The 18378-nt window shown below is 71.8% G+C and carries 14 protein-coding genes and 1 tRNA gene; 10 read left to right on the forward strand and 5 right to left on the reverse strand.

From position 1 onward, the window contains the following. The first annotated feature begins 87 nt into the window (after positions 1 to 87). A complete protein-coding gene (locus ACIPK4_RS06435) occupies positions 88 to 783 on the forward strand; it encodes a DUF4190 domain-containing protein (protein WP_402309631.1) in 696 nt (231 codons plus the stop codon). Between the two features lie 155 nt (positions 784 to 938). Here ACIPK4_RS06435 and ACIPK4_RS06440 read toward each other — a convergent pair whose 3' ends face one another. The 3 genes from ACIPK4_RS06440 to ACIPK4_RS06450 form a co-directional block, all read right to left on the reverse strand. Next, the gene (locus ACIPK4_RS06440) at positions 939 to 2543 is read right to left on the reverse strand and encodes a TROVE domain-containing protein (RefSeq protein ID WP_402309633.1); all 1605 of its coding nucleotides are present in this window, start codon (positions 2541 to 2543) and stop codon (positions 939 to 941) included. A gap of 345 nt (positions 2544 to 2888) precedes the next feature. Continuing rightward, a tRNA-Ser gene (locus ACIPK4_RS06445) sits at positions 2889 to 2950 on the reverse strand. A gap of 52 nt (positions 2951 to 3002) precedes the next feature. Continuing rightward, positions 3003 to 3554 (reverse strand): NADAR family protein, encoded by a 552-nt coding sequence (locus ACIPK4_RS06450; protein WP_402309635.1) that lies wholly within the window; start codon positions 3552 to 3554, stop codon positions 3003 to 3005. 182 nt (positions 3555 to 3736) lie between these two features. On the opposite strand from ACIPK4_RS06450, the gene ACIPK4_RS06455 reads away from it, so the two are divergent. The 8 genes from ACIPK4_RS06455 (at position 3737) to ACIPK4_RS06490 (ending at position 13505) form a co-directional block, all read left to right on the forward strand. Beyond that, positions 3737 to 5254 (forward strand): gamma-aminobutyraldehyde dehydrogenase, encoded by a 1518-nt coding sequence (locus ACIPK4_RS06455; RefSeq protein ID WP_402309743.1) that lies wholly within the window; start codon positions 3737 to 3739, stop codon positions 5252 to 5254. A gap of 72 nt (positions 5255 to 5326) precedes the next feature. After that, the gene (locus ACIPK4_RS06460) at positions 5327 to 6577 is read left to right on the forward strand and encodes a spermidine/putrescine ABC transporter substrate-binding protein (protein ID WP_402309637.1); all 1251 of its coding nucleotides are present in this window, start codon (positions 5327 to 5329) and stop codon (positions 6575 to 6577) included. A gap of 68 nt (positions 6578 to 6645) precedes the next feature. Next, complete coding sequence (locus ACIPK4_RS06465) at positions 6646 to 7797, forward strand: ABC transporter ATP-binding protein (RefSeq protein ID WP_402309638.1); 1152 nt, start codon at positions 6646 to 6648, stop codon at positions 7795 to 7797. Beyond that, entirely contained in the window at positions 7794 to 8723 is a 930-nt protein-coding gene (locus tag ACIPK4_RS06470) for an ABC transporter permease (protein WP_376194790.1), read from the forward strand. The genes ACIPK4_RS06465 and ACIPK4_RS06470 overlap by 4 nt, the downstream gene beginning before the upstream one ends. Next, on the forward strand, positions 8723 to 9517 hold the full coding sequence (locus ACIPK4_RS06475) for an ABC transporter permease (protein ID WP_054226525.1): 795 nt from the start codon (positions 8723 to 8725) through the stop codon (positions 9515 to 9517). Before ACIPK4_RS06470 ends, ACIPK4_RS06475 begins: the two co-directional genes overlap by 1 nt. Before the next feature lie 21 nt (positions 9518 to 9538). Continuing rightward, positions 9539 to 10957, forward strand: coding sequence for an NAD(P)/FAD-dependent oxidoreductase (locus tag ACIPK4_RS06480; RefSeq protein ID WP_402309640.1), 1419 nt, complete (start codon positions 9539 to 9541; stop codon positions 10955 to 10957). Positions 10958 to 11119: 162 nt separating this feature from the next. Next, the gene (locus tag ACIPK4_RS06485; protein ID WP_402309642.1) at positions 11120 to 11587 is read left to right on the forward strand and encodes a hypothetical protein; all 468 of its coding nucleotides are present in this window, start codon (positions 11120 to 11122) and stop codon (positions 11585 to 11587) included. 85 nt (positions 11588 to 11672) lie between these two features. Then, positions 11673 to 13505: a chitinase gene (locus ACIPK4_RS06490; RefSeq protein WP_402309643.1), complete on the forward strand. Its 1833-nt coding sequence runs from the start codon at positions 11673 to 11675 to the stop codon at positions 13503 to 13505. A gap of 186 nt (positions 13506 to 13691) precedes the next feature. Here ACIPK4_RS06490 and ACIPK4_RS06495 read toward each other — a convergent pair whose 3' ends face one another. Both ACIPK4_RS06495 and gabT read right to left on the reverse strand, forming a co-directional pair. After that, positions 13692 to 14213: a phosphatase PAP2 family protein gene (locus tag ACIPK4_RS06495; protein WP_402309645.1), complete on the reverse strand. Its 522-nt coding sequence runs from the start codon at positions 14211 to 14213 to the stop codon at positions 13692 to 13694. 382 nt (positions 14214 to 14595) lie between these two features. After that, on the reverse strand, positions 14596 to 15942 hold the full coding sequence (gabT, locus tag ACIPK4_RS06500; protein WP_402309647.1) for a 4-aminobutyrate--2-oxoglutarate transaminase: 1347 nt from the start codon (positions 15940 to 15942) through the stop codon (positions 14596 to 14598). 247 nt (positions 15943 to 16189) lie between these two features. Between gabT and ACIPK4_RS06505 the strand changes: the two genes are divergently transcribed. Continuing rightward, on the forward strand, positions 16190 to 18304 hold the full coding sequence (locus ACIPK4_RS06505) for an ATP-binding protein (protein WP_402309649.1): 2115 nt from the start codon (positions 16190 to 16192) through the stop codon (positions 18302 to 18304). Positions 18305 to 18378: the final 74 nt, after the last annotated feature.

Consider the following 18378-nt stretch of genomic DNA (forward strand, 5'->3'; position numbering starts at 1 on the left):
GGTGCGGACAGATCGGGCTTCATCGTAGGCAGCCCCGGGACTGTCCGAGGCAGCGCATAGCATGGCCGTACGAGAGGGGGGCGCCGCATGACCGACCAGAGCCCCGAGCCGAGGGACCCGTGGGCGCCGCCGGAGCGGCCGGCGGTGGAGCTCGGGAAACCGCAGGCCGCACCGGGCGTGTCGGGTTCGCCGTCCGTGCACGACCAGCCCACGATGGCGGGAATGCCGGGAGCGGAGGGTCCGGCGGACCGGATACCCGGGCCGGCGCCGGCGCCGGGACAGCAGCCCGCACAGACACCGCCGGTGGCGGCTCCCGGTTCCACGCCCGCGTACGGGTACCCGGCCCAGCCGGATCCCGGGGGATACGCGTACCCCGGACCCCCGCCCGCGCAGCCGGGGTACGGGTACCCCGGGTACCCCGGCCAGCAGGCGTACCCCGGATACCCCGGATACCCGGGTTTTCCGTACCAGCAGCCGAAGAGCAACGGCTTCGGGGTCACGGCCCTGGTCCTCGGCATCATCGGCGTGGTCACCTGCTACGTGGGCCTGCTGTTCGCCGTCCCGGCGCTCGTGTTCGGCATTCTGGGCCGTGGCAAGGCCAAGCGCGGCGAAGCCGACAACGGCCCGATGGCACTGGCCGGCATCATCCTGGGCGCGGTGGGCATCGTGCTCAGCCTGCTGACGATCGGGCTCCTGATCTTCGGTGTCCTGCTCGGTGACGAGCAGAGCGGCAACGACTTCGACAGGCCGCCCTCGCGCACGCACATGCGCGAGAACGTCTGACGCGGGGACGCGGGGACGCGGGAATCACGGGGTCCCCGGGCCACCCGGTCCCACGGGTACCGCGGGGACCCTGCGGCACCTCACCGCACACGGCACAGGGCCGGGCCCGGGCCGCAGCTGCCCGGGCCCGGCCCTGTCCGTCATCCGCCGTCCGGCTACGCCGCCTGCGCCGCCCACGGCCAGTCCGCGTCCCGGCCGCCCTCGATCAGGGTGACCATGCGGAACGCCGCGTCGGTGAGCCCGCCGAAGGTGTGCCGGCCGGCGGACCCGGAGGGCGCGTGGCCCGTCCGGTAGCCGGCCAGGTTCCAGGTGTACACGGGGACCCCGTCCGGGACGAGGGCCGTCGGGTCGCCGCCGTAGTGGTACGTCGCCTGCTCGTCGGTGACGATCAGGACCCGGTCGTGTCCCCTGTAGTACCGCCGCACGGCCTCCGAGGTGTTGGTGCCGCCGAGGTCCTCGAACCGCTCCAGCACCTTCAGCGCGGACTCGCCGCGGACGTACGGGACCCGCTTGCTGTGCGTACCGAACTGCACCAGGTCCGCGTCCTCGGCGCGCAGCGCCAGCGCCGTGCCGAAGACGGCCGCCGCGTCCGCCCGGTTGAGCTGGGAGCGGTCCGACAGCGGCGCCCACATCGAGCCCGAACGGTCCACGAGGACCAGCGTCCGGCCCGGCAGCGCGGGCACGTTGGCCAGCGAGTGGCCGAGCGCCTGCTCCAGCGGGTACGCCCAGCGCAGCGACGGCGCGTGCCGGTGGGCGGCCAGGAAGCGGAAGGGGAACTGCCGGGACCGGGCGACGACCTCCGGGTCGGAGAGCCTCGCCGCGACCTGCGCGGCCACCGCGTCCGAGACACCGGCCTGGTCGAAGTTGCGCAGGTTCCGCAGCAGCGCCATCGCGCCCATGGACGGGATGACCGCCTCCCAGGCGGCCGCGTCCATCGGCCCCTGGAGCCAGCCGGCCAGCGCCTCCCAGGTCATGCCCGCGGCGGCGAGCCGTTCGGCCCCGTCGGGCGCGGTCACCACGGCCCGGCGCTCCTCCACCGGCAGCTCCATGAGCTCCCGGTGCGCGAGCAGGCTGCGGTTGCCGGCCGGCACCTCGGCCGTCTCCGGGTGGTGCCGCCGGTCGAGGGCGTACCGGAACAGCTCGCCCTGCCAGGGCTTCGCGGGATCGGGGGAGGCGTGCACGAGGTTCAGCACGTCGCCGAATCGATAGCCGCGGGACACGGTGTCGTACTTCAACAGCGAGGTGGCGGAGTAGAGCCTGCGCACGGCATCGGCGATGCCGCGCTTCACCGGCTTGGGGACGGCCCGCCCGTACGTCGCCGTCCAGTAGGCCAGCAGCTCACCGGGCTCGTCCGCGCGCCGCAGTACGGAGTCCACGACCGTGCGGTTCGAGGGGCCGCCGGTGGCTCCGGCGTCGAGCCGCGCCTTCACGTACTCGGCCGCCCCGACCAGCGAGGCCGTGCGCATGTTCCCGTCGGTGCGCAGCCAGCCGAGCAGGCCGGCGGTCCACGCGGGGTCCTCCACGGCGAGACGGCGCACGAGGGCGGAGAACCGGTCGTCGCGTGCCGCGCCGCTCTCGTGGAAGGTCTGCTGCGTCACGAAGTTGGCGACGGCGAGCAGGAACAGCTCGGAGCGCGCGTCGCGGACGTAGCCGGGGCCGCCCTGGTGGTTGGCGGCGCGGCCGCCGGTGGAGCGCACGGGCGAGACGGGCCCCGCGGCGGCGGAGGCCTTCCCGCGTGCGCGCAGGTTGAAGCGAGCCATGGTGAATCCCCCCGAATTCAGTGGAACGTGGGGGAGGCGTGACGTGCGGGATGCCCGAGATCGGAGTCGGCGACGGACTTTTGTCCAGGCGAGCTGCCGAGCTGCTCCACCGGTCGGAGCCGGGCGGGATTCGAACCCGCGACCTCCTGGTCCCCGAAGTAACCGTCGCCTGCGCACCGGGCATCGCGCACGCGTGCCTCCCGAGATCAAGGTGGCGGCGGCTTGGGATTCCTGGGAAAGAAGGAGCCGCAGCCCGCGCACCGGGAGGTGCGTGACGTGGGTGTCCAGAGACCGAGGTCGGCGAAACCGCGTGCTGCTCTGCCGACTGAGCTACACCGGCCCGGAAGCCGGTGGCGGGACTCGAACCCGCGACCTGCCCATGAAGAGTGGAAGGAGGTCTCACCTGCGCACCTGGACGAGTCCCACCGTAGGCGGCCGGCTCGCCCGCCCGCCACGCAATTAAGCCTCCGTGCGCAGCCGCTCGCGCGCCTCCATCAGGGCGAAGCCCAGCAGGTTCAGGCCCCGCCAGCGGGCCGGGTCCAGGGCGCGTTCGTCGTCCGCGGCCAGTCCGATGCCCCAGATGCGGTCCATCGGACTCGCCTCCACCAGCACGCGGTTCCCGGTGCCCAGCAGGTACGCCCGCAGCTGGGGGGTGGACGCGAACTTGTGCACGCTGCCCTCGACCACCAGCGCGAACCGCTCCCGCTCCCAGACCGCGTCGTCGAAGTCGCGCACGAGCCGGCCGGCCTTCTTGGCCTCCGCGGGAGTCTTCGCCTCCAGCGCGGCGCGCTCCGCCCCGGGGTCGCCGAACAGCCGGGCCTTGCCGGCCATCATCCAGTGCTCCGCCGTGTCGTACCGGACATCACCCACGGTGAACGGCGAGGGCCACCACTGGCTCAGACAGCTGGGGCCGAGCGTCCCGTCCGGACGCGGGCGGTGCCCCCAGAACGGCAGGTACTTCACCCGCTCACCACGGCTGACCTGCTCGATCAACTTGTCGATCTTCTCCATGCACGCGAGTCTGGCACTCGCCACTGACACTTCGTACGGGATTTGGGGTGTGCCTCGACACATGGTCGACCGATTCCGTCGCGTAATCAAAAGGCAACAACGGAATCACTTGGCTGCGGGTAACACCTCTGCCAGGATCGGCACTCAATTCGAGCTGAAGCTACGGAGAGCGTGAGAGCGTGATGGGTAATCGCTTCCAGGTCAAGGACCGCTTCGCAGACGGCGCGCAGTACATCGACGGGCAGCTGAGGTCCGGAACCTCCGGGCGGTCGCACACCGTGGTCGATCCCGCGACGGGCGAGGAGGTGCTCACGTACGAGCTGGCCTCCACCGCCGACGTCGACGAGGCCGTCGCCGCCGCCAAGCGGGCCTTCCCGGCCTGGTCCGCGGCCACCCCCGGCGAGCGCTCGGACGCCCTGCACCGGCTCGCCGCGGTGCTGGCCGAGCAGGCGGAGGACTTCGCGTACGCGGAGTCCCTCCAGTGCGGCAAGCCGATCCGGCTGTCCACCGAGTTCGACGTACCGGGCACCATCGACAACACCGCCTTCTTCGCGGGCGCCGCCCGGCATCTGCAGGGGCAGGCGGCGGCCGAGTACTCAGGGGACCACACCTCCTACGTGCGGCGCGAGGCCATCGGGGTCGTCGGATCCATCGCCCCCTGGAACTATCCGCTCCAGATGGCCGCCTGGAAGATCCTCCCGGCGATCGCCGCGGGCAACACGATCGTCCTGAAGCCCGCCGAGCTGACCCCGCTCACCTCCCTGATGTTCGCGCAGGCGGCCAAGGACGCGGGCCTGCCCGACGGCGTGGTCAACATCGTCACCGGCGCCGGCCGGGACGCGGGCGAGCACCTGGTCGGCCACCCGGACGTGGTGATGACCTCGTTCACCGGCTCCACCGCCGTCGGCAAGCGCGTCGCCGAGATCGCCACCGCCACCGTCAAGCGGCTCCACCTGGAGCTCGGCGGGAAGGCGCCCTTCGTGGTCTTCGACGACGCCGACCTGGAGGCCGCCGCGCACGGCGCCGTCGCCGCCTCCCTGATCAACACCGGCCAGGACTGCACCGCCGCCACCCGCGCGTACGTCCAGCGCCCCCTGCACGACGCCTTCGTCGCCCGCGTGGCCGCGCTGATGGAGACCGTCCGCCTCGGCGACCCGTTCGACCGGGCCACCGACCTCGGCCCGCTGGTCTCGCACGCCCAGCGCGACCGGGTCGCCGGCTTCGTGGAGCGCGCCCGCGGCTACGCCACCGTCGTCACCGGCGGCGAGATCCCGGGCGGCGAGCTCGCCGAGGGCGCGTACTACCGGCCCACGCTCGTCTCCGGCGCCGCCCAGGACAGCGAGGTCGTCCAGTCCGAGATCTTCGGCCCGGTCCTCGTCGTCCTGCCCTTCGACTCCGACGACGAGGGCATCGAGCTGGCCAACGACACCCCGTACGGGCTCGCCGCCTCCGCCTGGACCCGCGACGTCTACCGGGCGGGCCGCGCCACCCGCGAGATCAAGGCGGGCTGCGTCTGGGTGAACGACCACATCCCGATCATCAGCGAGATGCCTCACGGCGGCTACAAGGCGAGTGGCTTCGGAAAGGACATGAGCGCCTACTCCTTCGAGGAGTACACGCAGGTCAAGCATGTGATGTATGACAACACGGCGGTCGCCGCGAAGGACTGGCACCGCACCATCTTCGGGGACCGCACCTAACCGAATCCGGCTTCCGCCGCGTGGCAGCCCGCCGCCTGACCAGCGGCGCCACCCATCCCGAAAGGGCAGCTCATGGAGCAGTTCGAGCCCGACCGCCTCTCGGCGGCGCAACTCGCCGCGATGCGGCGCAGCCTCACCAGCGGGCGCGGCGCCCTCACCCGCCGCTCGCTGCTGCGCGCCTCCGGTGTCGGAGCGCTCACCCTCGGCGGCCTGGCCTCCCTGTCCGCCTGCGGCATCCCGCCGGCCAAGCGCGCGGGCGACACCGCCGTCGCCTCCGACGACCACTCGGACCGGGAGAAGGAGATCAACTTCTCCAACTGGACCGAGTACATGGACACCAGCGAGGACGAGAAGACCCACCCCACGCTGGACGAGTTCACCCAGCGCACCGGGATAGCCGTCAAGTACACCGAGGACATCAACGACAACGTCGAGTTCTTCGGCAAGGTCCGCCCGCAGCTCGCGGCCGGCCAGGACACCGGCCGCGACCTGATCGTCGTCACCGACTGGCTCGCCGCGCGCATCATCCGGCTCGGCTGGGCGCAGAAGCTCGACCCCTCGCATCTCCCGCATGCCTACGCCAACCTGATCCCGCAGTTCCGCAATCCCGACTGGGACCCGGGCCGCGCGTACAGCTACCCGTGGACCGGCATCGACACCGTCATCGCCTACAACGCGAAGGCGACCGACGGCAAGAAGGTCGACTCCGTCACCCAGCTGCTCGACGACCCCTCCCTCAAGGGGCGCGTCGGCTTCCTCACCGAGATGCGCGACACCGTCGGCATGACCCTGCTCGACCAGGGCAAGGACCCGGCGAACTTCACCACCGCGGACTACGACGCGGCCATCGGCCGGCTCCAGAAGGGCGTGGACACCAAGCAGATCCGCCGCTTCACGGGCAACGACTACACCGCGGACCTCGACAAGGGCGACCTCGCCGCCTGCCTCGCCTGGGCCGGCGACATCATCCAGCTCCAGGCCGGAAACCCGGACATCAAGTACGCGATACCGGCGCCCGGCTACATCACCTCCAGCGACAACCTGCTGGTCCCCGCCCACGCCCGGCACAAGGCCAACGCCGAGAAGCTGATCGACTTCTACTACGAGCCCCCGAACGCCGCCCGGCTGGCCGCGTTCATCAGCTACGTCTGCCCGGTCGAAGGCGTCAAGGAAGACCTTGCGAAGATCGACCTCGCGCTCGCGGACAACCCCTTGATCATCCCGGACAAGGCGATGGCGGCCAAGGCCCACGCCTTCCGCTCCCTCAGCAGTGAGGAAGAGACCGCGTACGAGGAGAAGTTCACCAAGCTCATCGGAGCCTGACGAACCCCCTCTGCCGGCATCCGCGCCCCGCACCCTTCCGACGACACCACCACCGAAGGCCGCGACCCATGACTGACAAGACCGCGGGCGGCGACGTCCGCCTCGCCGGGATCAGCAAGCACTACGGCTCGTTCACCGCCGTGCACCCGCTGGATCTCACCATCCCCCAGGGCTCCTTCTTCGCCCTGCTCGGCGCCTCCGGCTGCGGGAAGACCACCACGCTGCGCATGATCGCCGGCTTGGAGGAGCCCTCCACCGGCACGGTCCACCTCGGCGACCGCGAGGTCACCCACCTGCCGCCGTACAAGCGCCCCGTCAACACGGTGTTCCAGAGCTACGCGCTGTTCCCGCACCTGAACATCTACGAGAACGTGGCCTTCGGGCTGCGCCGCCGCGGCATCAAGTCCGTCAAGAAGCAGGTCGACGACATGCTGGAGCTGGTCGAGCTCGGCCAGTTCGCCCAGCGCAAGCCGCACCAGCTCTCCGGCGGTCAGCAGCAGCGCGTGGCCGTCGCCCGCGCACTCATCAACCACCCCCAGGTGCTGCTCCTCGACGAGCCCCTCGGCGCCCTCGACCTCAAGCTGCGCCGCCAGATGCAGCTGGAGCTCAAGCGGATCCAGACCGAGGTGGGCATCACCTTCGTGCACGTCACGCACGACCAGGAGGAGGCCATGACCATGGCCGACACGGTCGCCGTGATGAACGGCGGCCGCGTCGAGCAGCTGGGCGCGCCCGCCGAGCTGTACGAGAACCCGCGGACCACCTTCGTCGCCAACTTCCTCGGCACGTCCAACCTCATCGAGGCCGAGGTCCTGGAGGCCGGCGGCGCCGATGTCACGGTCAGCTCGGCCGGGACCACGCTGCGCCTGCCCGCGGCACGGTGTTCGACCACCCCGAAGGCCGGCGGGAAGCTGCTGGTCGGCGTGCGCCCCGAGAAGATGTCCCTGGTCCACGCGGACGAGGCGGACACCGTCGCCGCCGGCCGCAACAAGATCCACGGCAGGATAGCCGCCTCCTCCTTCATCGGGGTCTCCACCCAGTTCGTCGTCGACAGCCAGGTCTGCCCCGAGCTGGAGGTGTACGTCCAGAACATCGAGCGGGACGCCCGCCTCGCCCCCGGCGCCGAGGTGGTCCTGCACTGGAACCCGGAGCACACGTTCGGCCTCGACGCCGCCCAGGACATAGACGCCGGCATCGAGACGGTCGAGGAGGGCGCATGACCGCCACCGTCGCGCCACCGGAGGCCGAGGCCGCCACCGAACCCCCGGTCCACAGGCCGTCCGTGCGCAAGCGGCTGATCCCGTACTGGCTGCTGCTCCCCGGCATCCTGTGGCTGCTGGTCTTCTTCGTGCTGCCGATGGTCTACCAGGCCTCCACCTCGGTGCAGACCGGCTCCCTCGAAGAGGGCTTCCGGGTCACCTGGCACTTCCAGACCTACTGGGACGCGCTCACCGAGTACTACCCGCAGTTCCTGCGCTCCCTCGCCTACGCAGGCACCGCGACCGTGCTGTGCCTGCTGCTCGGCTACCCGCTGGCCTATCTGATCGCCTTCAGGGCGGGCCGCTGGCGCAACCTGGTGCTGGTGCTGGTCATCGCCCCGTTCTTCACCAGCTTCCTGATCCGCACCCTGGCCTGGAAGACGATCCTGGCCGACGGCGGCCCCGTCGTCGCCGTCCTCAACAAGACCGGCTTCCTGGACGTCACCAGCTGGCTCGGCATCACCCAGGGCGACCGGGTGCTGGCGACGCCGCTGGCGGTGGTCTGCGGTCTGACGTACAACTTCCTCCCCTTCATGATCCTGCCGCTCTACACGTCGCTGGAGCGGATCGACACCCGCCTCCACGAGGCGGCCGGGGACCTGTACGCCCACCCCGCCACCACCTTCCGGAAGGTGACCTTCCCGCTCTCCATGCCGGGCGTGGTCTCCGGGACCCTGCTCACCTTCATCCCGGCGAGCGGCGACTACGTGAACGCCGAGCTGCTCGGCTCCACGGACACCCGGATGATCGGCAACGTCATCCAGTCGCAGTACCTGCGCATCCTCGACTACCCGACGGCGGCCGCGCTGTCGTTCATCCTCATGGCCATCGTGCTGATCATGGTCACCATCTACATCCGCCGAGCGGGGACGGAGGACCTGGTCTGATGCGTTGGCTCCGGCGCAATCTCGTCGTCATCTTCGGCCTCGGCACGCTCGCGTACATGATCCTGCCGAACGTCGTCGTGACGGTCTTCTCCTTCAACAACCCGGCCGGGCGGTTCAACTACGCCTGGCAGGAGTTCTCGCTCGACGCCTGGAAGGACCCCTGCGGGGTCGCCGACCTGTGCGGCTCGCTGTCCCTGTCGCTCCAGATCGCCGTGTGGGCCACCATCGGCGCCACCGTCCTCGGCACCGCCATCGCCTTCGCGATGGTCCGCTACCGCTTCCGGGCGCGCGGCGCGGTCAACTCGCTGATCTTCCTGCCGATGGCGATGCCCGAGATCGTGATGGCGGCCTCGCTGCTCGCGCTGTTCCTGAACATGGGCATCCAGCTGGGCTTCTGGACGATCCTGATCGCCCACATCATGTTCTGCCTCAGCTTCGTGGTCGCCGCCGTCAAGGCCCGTGTGCTGTCGATGGACCCGCGGCTGGAGGAGGCCGCCCGCGACCTCTACGCGGGCCCGGTGCAGACCTTCGCACGGGTCACCCTGCCGATCGCGGCGCCCGGTATCGCGGCGGGCGCACTGCTGTCCTTCGCGCTGTCGTTCGACGACTTCATCATCACCAACTTCAACTCGGGCAACACCGTCACCTTCCCGATGTTCGTGTGGGGATCGGCCCAGCGCGGTACGCCTGTACAGATCAACGTCATCGGCACGGCCATGTTCGTCATCGCGGTGCTGGTGGTCCTCGTCGGCCAGACGGTCGGCAACCGCCGCAAGAAAGCACAACCCAAGTAACTCTGTAGGGAGTTGGAAGACATGGCCCCAGTCGCCATGCGAAGTGTTGCTCAATCCCTTTCCGAAGCACTGCCGGTCTCGTACTGGCTGGACGACCCCGGCAAGCCCGCCGCGCAGCCGGCGCTGACCTCCGACGAGGCCTGCGACCTGCTCGTCATCGGCGGCGGGTACAGCGGACTGTGGACCGCGCTGATCGCCAAGGAGCGCGATCCCGCCCGGGACGTCGTCCTGATCGAGTCGAAGGAGGCGGGCTGGGCCGCCTCCGGCCGCAACGGCGGCTTCTGCGCCGCCTCCCTCACGCACGGCCTCGCCAACGGCATGGCCCGCTGGCCGGGCGAGCTCGCCAAGCTGGAGGAGCTGGGTGCGCGCAACCTCGACGAGATCGAGGCGGCCATCACCCGCTACGGCATCGCGTGCGACTTCGAGCGCACCGGCGAGATCGACGTGGCCACCGAGCCCCACCAGGTCGAGGAGCTGCGGGAGCTGTACGAAGAGGCCCAGAAGCTGGGCCTCGCGGGCGGCTCGCGCTGGCTGGACCGCGAGGAGCTGCGCGCGGAGGTCGACTCGCCGACCTTCCTCGCGGGCCTGTGGGACACCGACGGCGTCGCCATGCTCAACCCGGCCAAGCTCGCCTGGGGGCTGAAGGCCGCCTGCCTGTCGCTGGGCGTGCGGATCTACGAGAACACCCGCGGTCTGTCGCTGGCCTCCTCGGGCGCCGGGATGGCCGTACGCACCCCGTACGGGCGGATCTTCGCCCGGCGGGTGGCGCTCGGCACGAACATCTTCCCCTCGCTGGTCAAGCGGATCCGCCCGCTCACGGTCCCGGTGTACGACTACGCGCTGATGACCGAGCCGCTGACCGCGGAGCAGCTCAAGGCCATCGGCTGGCGGGGCCGCCAGGGGCTGGGCGACAGCGCCAACCAGTTCCACTACTTCCGCATCACCCCGGAGAACCGCATCCTGTGGGGCGGTTACGACGCCATCTACCCCTACCGCGGCAAGCTCGACTCCGAGTACGACCACCGCCCCGAGACGTACCTGAAGCTCGCGCAGCACTTCTTCAGCGCCTTCCCGCAGCTGGAGGGCATCAAGTTCAGCCACGCCTGGGGCGGGGCCATCGACACCTGCTCGCGCTTCTCGGCGTTCTTCGGCACCGCGCACGGCGGCAGGGTCGCCTACGCGGCCGGCTACACCGGGCTCGGCGTCGGCTCCACCCGCTTCGGCGCCGAGGTGATGCTGGACCTGCTCGACGGAGCCCGTACCGAGCGCACCGAGCTGCAGATGGTGAAGTCCAAGCCGATGCCGTTCCCGCCCGAGCCCTTCGCGTGGACCGGGATCACCCTCACCAAGTGGTCCCTGGCCCGCGCCGACGCCCGCGGCGGCCGGCGCAACCTGTGGCTGAAGGCCCTGGACAAGCTCGGCCTGGGTTTCGACAGCTGACGCCGACCGGCCGGCGCCCCCGCCGACGCCCCCGGAGCGCACGGCCGTTCACGACGTGAGCCGCTTCACCACCACGAGGTGGTGAAACCCGCGTCATCACAGGACCCGGCCCCGCTCTCTCCCGGTGAGAACCACTCACCCGAAGAGAACGGAGGCCGGTCGATGCAGGGCTCGGAGATCAAGACCGCGGTGGAATGGCTGGTGGCGGTGGCGCCGGACCCCGACGCCTGCCGGTGGGAGTGGGAGCGCAACCCCCTCGGGGTCGCCCTGCTGCCCGCCGGCCGGCACTGGGACGTGCTGATCCTGCCCGGCGAGCTGGGGCAGACCGCCCTCGAGGTCCTGACGGACCTCCTCGACCGGCCCGGCCCGGTGCTCGCCGACTCCGGCGAGCAGCGGCTGGGCTTTTTCGTGCCCCCGGGCACGGCGTCCCGCTGGCTCGCCACCGGCGTCCGGGGCGCCGGGCGCGGGACCTGGATCGTGGTCCCGTACCCCGGCCGGCGGACGGGTGGACTGCACTGGCTGGTGGTTCCGGACGGCCGCGGGACGCTCACCGATCCGGTGCTGCTGGAGCTCGCGATGCACGAGGCCGCGGGCCGGGCGGCGGCGGGGGAGGAGGGTCGTACACCTTGACAAGAACATTGGTCTGGACCATGTTGGGCGGCGCTGCCGGTTCACCCGCGGCCTGGCTCCATCCCCCCATGTTCCGGAGGCAGTTGTGCGCAGACGCCCCGCCAGGATCACGACGTTCTTCACCGCGGCCGCCCTCGCGGTCGCCGGCCTCCTCGCCGCGGGGGCGCCGGCCGCGGCGGCCGATGCAGACCTCGCCAGCAACGGCGGCTTCGAGGCCGGACTCGACGGCTGGAGCTGTTCGGCCGGCAGCGCAGCCGTCGTCACCACCCCCGTCCACAGCGGCAGTTCCGCCCTCCGGGCCACCCCGGCCGGCCAGGACAACGCCCGCTGCTCCCAGACCGTCACCGTCAGGCCCGACTCGGCCTACACGCTCACCGCCTGGGTGCAGGGGGCGTACGTCTACCTCGGCGCGGCCGGGACCGGCACCACCGACGTGTCCACCTGGACGCAGACCCCGGGTGCCTGGAAACAGCTGAGCACGACGTTCCGTACGGGCGCGGCCACCACCTCCGTGACGGTCTACACGCACGGCTGGTACGGCCAGCCCGCCCACCTCACCGACGACGTCACGCTCGTCGGACCCGACCCCGGCGGCTCCGGACCCGGACCCGGACAGCCGCAGCCCCCGGCCGCCCCCACCGGCCTGACGGCGTCCGGCGCCACCGCGAGCAGCCTGGACCTCTCCTGGTCGGCCTCCCCGGGCGCCACCTCCTACCGGCTCCACCGGGACGGCGCCGCGCCCGTGAGCGTCACCGCACCCTCGGCGACCGTCACCGGACTCGCCGCGTCCACCTCGTACACCTTCCAGGTCAGCGCGGTGAACGCGGCAGGCGAGTCCGCGAAGAGCGCCCCCGTCACCGCCTCCACGACGAGCGGCGGCGGCAGCCCGGGCCATCCCGGCCTCCCGGCCCACGCCCTGGTCGGCTACCTCCACGCGAGCTTCGCCAACGGATCCGGATACCTCCGGATGGCCGACGTGCCGGCCTCCTGGGACGTCATCGACCTCGCGTTCGGCGAACCGACGTCGGTGACCTCTGGGGACATCCGCTTCTCGCTCTGTCCGGTCGCCGAGTGCCCGGGCGTGGAAACCCCGGCCGAGTTCAAGGCGGCCATCAGGGCCAAGCAGGCGGCCGGCAAGAAGGTTTTGATCTCGGTCGGAGGCCAGAACGGCCAGGTCCAGCTCGCCACCACGGCCGCCCGCGACACCTTCGTGTCCTCCGTCGGCAAGATCATCGATGAGTACGGGCTCAACGGCCTCGACATCGACTTCGAGGGCCACTCCCTCTCGCTCGCGACGGGCGACACCGATTTCCGGGCCCCCACCACCCCGGTGATCGTCAACCTCATCTCGGCCGTCAGAACCCTCAAAGCCAAGTACGGCCCGGACTTCGTCCTGACGATGGCCCCGGAGACGTTCTTCGTCCAGCTCGGCCACCAGTACTACGGCTCCGGCCCCTGGGGCGGCCAGGACCCGCGCGCCGGGGCCTACCTCCCGGTCATCCACGCCCTGCGCGACGACCTCACCCTGCTGCACGTCCAGGACTACAACTCGGGCCCGGTCATGGGCCTCGACGACCAGTACCACTCCATGGGCGGCGCCGACTTCCACATCGCCATGACCGACATGCTGCTCACCGGCTTCCCCGTCGCGGGCGACACGGCGCGCGTCTTCCCGCCGCTGCGCCCGGACCAGGTGGCGATCGGCCTGCCGGCCACGGCCAACGCGGGCAACGGCCACACCCTGCCCGCGGAGGTGGCCAAGGCGCTGGACTGCCTGACGAAGAGGGCGAACTGCGGGACCTACGCGACGCACGGCACCTGGCCCGGCCTGCGCGGCCTGATGACCTGGTCGGTCAACTGGGACCGCTTCGGCGGCTGGGAGTTCTCACGGGACTTCGACGCCTACTTCGGAGGCTGACCGGCGCCGGGCCGGCCGGCCCGACGCCCTCCGGGGGGCGGACCGGCCGGTGGTGTCGGTCACCGGAGGAGCCGTAGAAGCCGACGTGGGTGGCCCCTCGCCCGCACCGCCCGCGTCGGCGGAGTACAGCAGCGCGTACAGCCCGCTCCAGCGCGGCTCGCCCGTCGGTGCGGAACGGCGGTCAGGCTATGCGGCGGGTCCGACAGCGCGGGTTGCGGCGCGACGGACGGCCAGGAGCAGGGGGATGCACAGGAAGCAGCTGGCCAGGACGTCCAGGGGCCAGTGCCAGCCGCGCAGGATCAGTCCGGTGGCCGTCGCGGCCGTCAGGGAGAGCGCCACGGCCATGGGCCAGGGGCGCTGGCTGTACGGGCCGGTCAGCAGGGCCGCGCCGATGTAGGCGACGGCCGCGGTGGCCGTGTGGCCCGAGGGGTAGTAGCCGGCGGCCCAGGGCTCCAACGGCCCCGGGCGGGCGGTCCACTCCTTCAGCGGCACGATCACCGCCGGGACCAGGGCCATCGCCACCCCCGCGGTCAGGGCCGGCGCCCAGGCGCGGCAGCGGCGCACCGAGTACGCCATCGCCAGGACCAGGACCGGAACGGCGACCGGGACGTTGCCCAGGTCGGAGAGGCGCTCGGTGACGGCGTCGGGGACCGTGCGGACCAGGACGCGGCTGAGGCGTTCGTCCGGTGCGAGCAGTGGACCCGACACCAGGACCTGCCAGGTCGTCAGGGCGAGCCCCAGCAGGGAGAGAAGGAGGAGGATGGCCGGCCGTCCCGGAACAGGGGGGATGGTTCCGGGACGGCCGCCCGGATCGGGTTGCCGAGCGCCCCGGGGGGTTTGGGGCGAACGGCCGTCCGATCGGTGAGGAGTGTGCGCGAACGCAGGCCCAGTGCGGCGCTGGGGAAGCCCGGTACTGGTGTCGCCCCCGGTCTCCCGGGAGCGGGGTGTCTCACTCATCTGCAGAAACCGTACGGCAGAGGAAAGGGGACCGACAGCAGGAACGCGCTCCTGCCATCGGCCCCCCACATCTTCTTCACAGCGCCCGCCCGTTACCGGCGGTACCGGCTGGCTCCTGCGTTCGGTGAGTCGCTCAGACGTCCGTGCCGATGGCCGCGAACGCAGCCTCGATGAGGTCCAGGCCCTCGTTCAGCAGGCCCTCGCCGATGACGATCGGCGGGAGGAAGCGGAGCACGTTGCCGTAGGTGCCACAGGTGAGGACGAGCAGGCCCTCGGCGTGGCAGGCCTTGGCGAGCGCGCCGGCCGCCTCCGGGAACGGGGTCTTGGACGCGGGGTCCTTGACGAGCTCGATCGCGATCATGGCGCCGCGGCCGCGGATGTCGCCGATGATGTCGTACTTCTCCTGCATGGCCGTCAGGCGGGCCTTCATGACCGACTCGATCTTCTTCGCCTTGGCGTTGAGGTCGAGCTTCTTCATGGTCTCGATGGAGCCCAGCGCACCGGCGCAGGCCACCGGGTTGCCGCCGTAGGTGCCGCCCAGGCCGCCCGCGTGCGCGGCGTCCATGATCTCGGCGCGGCCCGTCACGGCGGCGAGCGGCAGACCGCCCGCGATGCCCTTGGCGGTGGTGATCAGGTCCGGGACGATGCCCTCGTCCTCGCACGCGAACCACTGGCCGGTGCGGCAGAAGCCGGACTGGATCTCGTCGGCGACGAAGACGATGCCGTTCTCGTTGGCGAACTTCACGATCTCCGGCAGGAAGCCCTTGGCCGGCTCGATGAAGCCGCCCTCGCCGAGCACCGGCTCGATGATGATCGCGGCGACGTTGTCGGCGCCGATCTGCTTGGTGATCTGGTCGATCGCCTGCGCGGCGGCCTCGGGGCCGCAGTTCTCGGCGCCGGTGGGCCAGCGGTAGCCGTAGGCGACCGGGACGCGGTAGACCTCGGGGGCGAACGGGCCGAAGCCGTTCTTGTACGGCATGTTCTTCGCGGTCAGCGCCATCGTGAGGTTCGTACGGCCGTGGTAGCCGTGGTCGAAGACGACGACGGCCTGGCGCTTGGTGTACGCACGGGCGATCTTGACGGCGTTCTCGACGGCCTCGGCGCCGGAGTTGAACAGCGCCGACTTCTTCGCGTGGTCGCCCGGGGTCAGCTCGGCGAGCGCCTCGCAGACCTCGACGTAGCCCTCGTAGGGCGTGACCATGAAGCAGGTGTGCGTGAAGTCCGCGAGCTGCGCGGAGGCGCGGCGCACGACGGCCTCGGCGGAGGCGCCGACCGAGGTCACGGCGATGCCGGAGCCGAAGTCGATCAGGCGGTTGCCGTCGACGTCCTCGATGATGCCGCCGCCCGCGCGGGCCGTGAAGACGGGGAGCACGGAGCCCACGCCGCCGGCCACCGTCTGCAGACGGCGCGCCTGCAGCTCCTGCGACTTCGGGCCGGGGATCGCGGTGACGATCTTGCGCTCCTGCGGAACAGCGGTCATAGGGGGCTCCTGGGGGGTGTTTTCGGACGCACTTGTGTCTTTGTCCGCAGGCTAGGCCCGGGGGAGGGGGTACGGCATGCTCCGTTCGGGAGTGGTGTCCGCGTGTCCTTGTCCGTGACGGCCATAGGAAGGACCCGCCGCATGTCTTGTGGACGCTGCGGAGGCATGGGCCGGTACGGGCCCACGGCCGCCTCCGGGCAACTACATTGAGCGACGCAGCGCAGGCACGGCAGGGGGCAGGGGTTTCATGGACACCGACGGCACGTACGGCACGGACGAGAAGCGGCCGCCGCGCGCCGGGCGCGTTCCGCGGCCCGCCGGGCCGCCGCCGCCCGGCCTCCCGCCGAAGCCCGCCCACGCCCCCGCCGGGGCCGGCCCCTCCCTCGCCGACTGGCTGCGCACCCCGCGCGCCTCCGACGGCCCGGGCGTATGGACGTACGGCCACGTCCCCCGCGCCGCCGAGGAGCCCGAGCGGACCCCGACCCGGCAGCTGATCAGCGGAGCGCTGATCGCCCTGCTGGCCGGGCTGCTGCTGTGGTCCCTGCTGTGGAACGGCTACCTGGGCGGCTTCTGGCTCTGGCCCCTCTACATGTTCACGCCCGACTCGTGGGCCGGGAAGCTGCCCTCGGTGGTGGCCTCGTACATCTGGTACGGCGTGGTCATCGCCACCCTGGTGGTCGGCTTCGGGCGACTCGGCCGCTGGCCCGAACTGGCCCGCCGGATGCTGGGCAGCCGCGCCGTGCAGGCCGTCCAGGCCGCCGTGCCTGCCCGCCCCGAGGAGGGCGGCCCCGATGATCCCGTGGGGTGGCCGCAGGTGCGGGGGGCCGGGCTCGGGGAGGTCGCCGACCGGCTGGAGGCCGAAGCCGCGGCCGGGCGGATGAACGACGTGGACTACGCGCGGATCCGTCGCGCCTGGGAGTCCGTACGGGCCGAGCCCTCCCGCGCCGCCGCCTTCGCCGACTCCGTGCGCGACAAGGGCGCGGGCGCCTGCGTGCACCCCTCCGGGGCCCGGGACCTGCCCGTGCGGGCCGCGCGGCACGACCTGCTCGCCCGGCAGGTGCTGCTCGGCACGGTCGAGGACGGCGAACGCAACCCGTACGGCCGGCGCGGCACCCGCCTCGCCCTCGACCCGGGCGTGCTCGGCACCTCCCTGCTCGCCGTCGGCCCCTCCGGCGCGGGCAAGACCCGGCACCTGGTCCGGCCCGTCGTCGAATCGCTCGCCCTCCAGGCGCTGGCCGGACAGGCCGCCGTCATCGCCGTCGCCTCGGCCGGCAGCCAACTCGGGCCGGACGCCGCCTACGACGTCGTGGTCCGCGTCGGCGACCCCGAGTCCGTCTACGACCTCGACCTCTACGGCGGCACCACCGACGCCGACGAGGCGGCCACCCTGCTCGCCGAAGCCTTCGTCGGCGACGTCCCCGGCCTGGAGGTACGCCGCGCCGCGACCGCCCTCGCCCAGCTGCTCGGCCCCTTCCGGACGGCGTACGGCCGCTTCCCGGCCGTGCCCGAGCTGCGCGAACTGCTCGACCAGGTGCCCGAGGCGCTCGGCGCGCTGCGCACCGACCTCGAGGACGCCGGGCAGCACGTGATGCTCCGCGAACTCGACGCCCGGACGCGTCAGTACGGCGCCCCCGGCGATCCGGGACCGGCCCTCGCCGACCGGGTGGCCCTGCTCGACCGCCCGGCGTTCGCCGGCTTCTTCGACACCACCGGGCAGGGGCGGCCCTTCTCGCTGCGGGCCCTGGAGCATCCGCTGCGCGTGCGCATCGACCTGCCCGAGCGCGGCCACGCCGACGCCTCCCGCATCCTGGCCCGGCTGCTGCTCGCGCAGTTCAACGCCTCCGCCGCGGCCCGCGCCGACCGCTCCCTGTTCGCGTTCCTCGCCTTCGACGACGCCTCGCACACGCTGACCCCGCAGACCGTGCGGGGCCTGCAGCGACTGCGCTCGGCCAACGCGGGCGTCCTGCTGACGCTGCGCACGCTGGACGACGTACCGGAGGCGCTGCGCACCCCGCTGCTCGGGGCCGTCGGCTGTCGCATGGCCTTCTCCGGGGTCACGACCTGGGACGGCAAGCGATTCGCCGAGGCCTGGGGCACCGAGTGGGTCGAGACGCGGGACGTCACCCACCGCACCGTCTTCGCCGACCAGCCCCTCACCCGGGCCATCCACGCCTTCCGCAAGCTCGTCACCGGCAAGGCCGTGACCACGGACGCGGTGACCGTGCGGCAGGTGGAGCGGGAGCGGTGGTCGGCTTCCGAACTGGCGCACGCCGTGCCGCCCGGGTACGCGGTGCTCTCGCTGACCTCGGTCAAGGGGGAACGGGCGGCTCCGCTGCTGGTCCGGCTGGCTGCGGCGGGCTGAGCCGACCCGTACGGGGTGGCAGAATCGAGGGGAGCCGTTCATACGACAAGGCGAAATTCCCCGCCGCGTCGCTC

The organism is Streptomyces sp. NPDC086989, assembly GCF_044745505.1.
GTDB lineage: Bacteria > Actinomycetota > Actinomycetes > Streptomycetales > Streptomycetaceae > Streptomyces.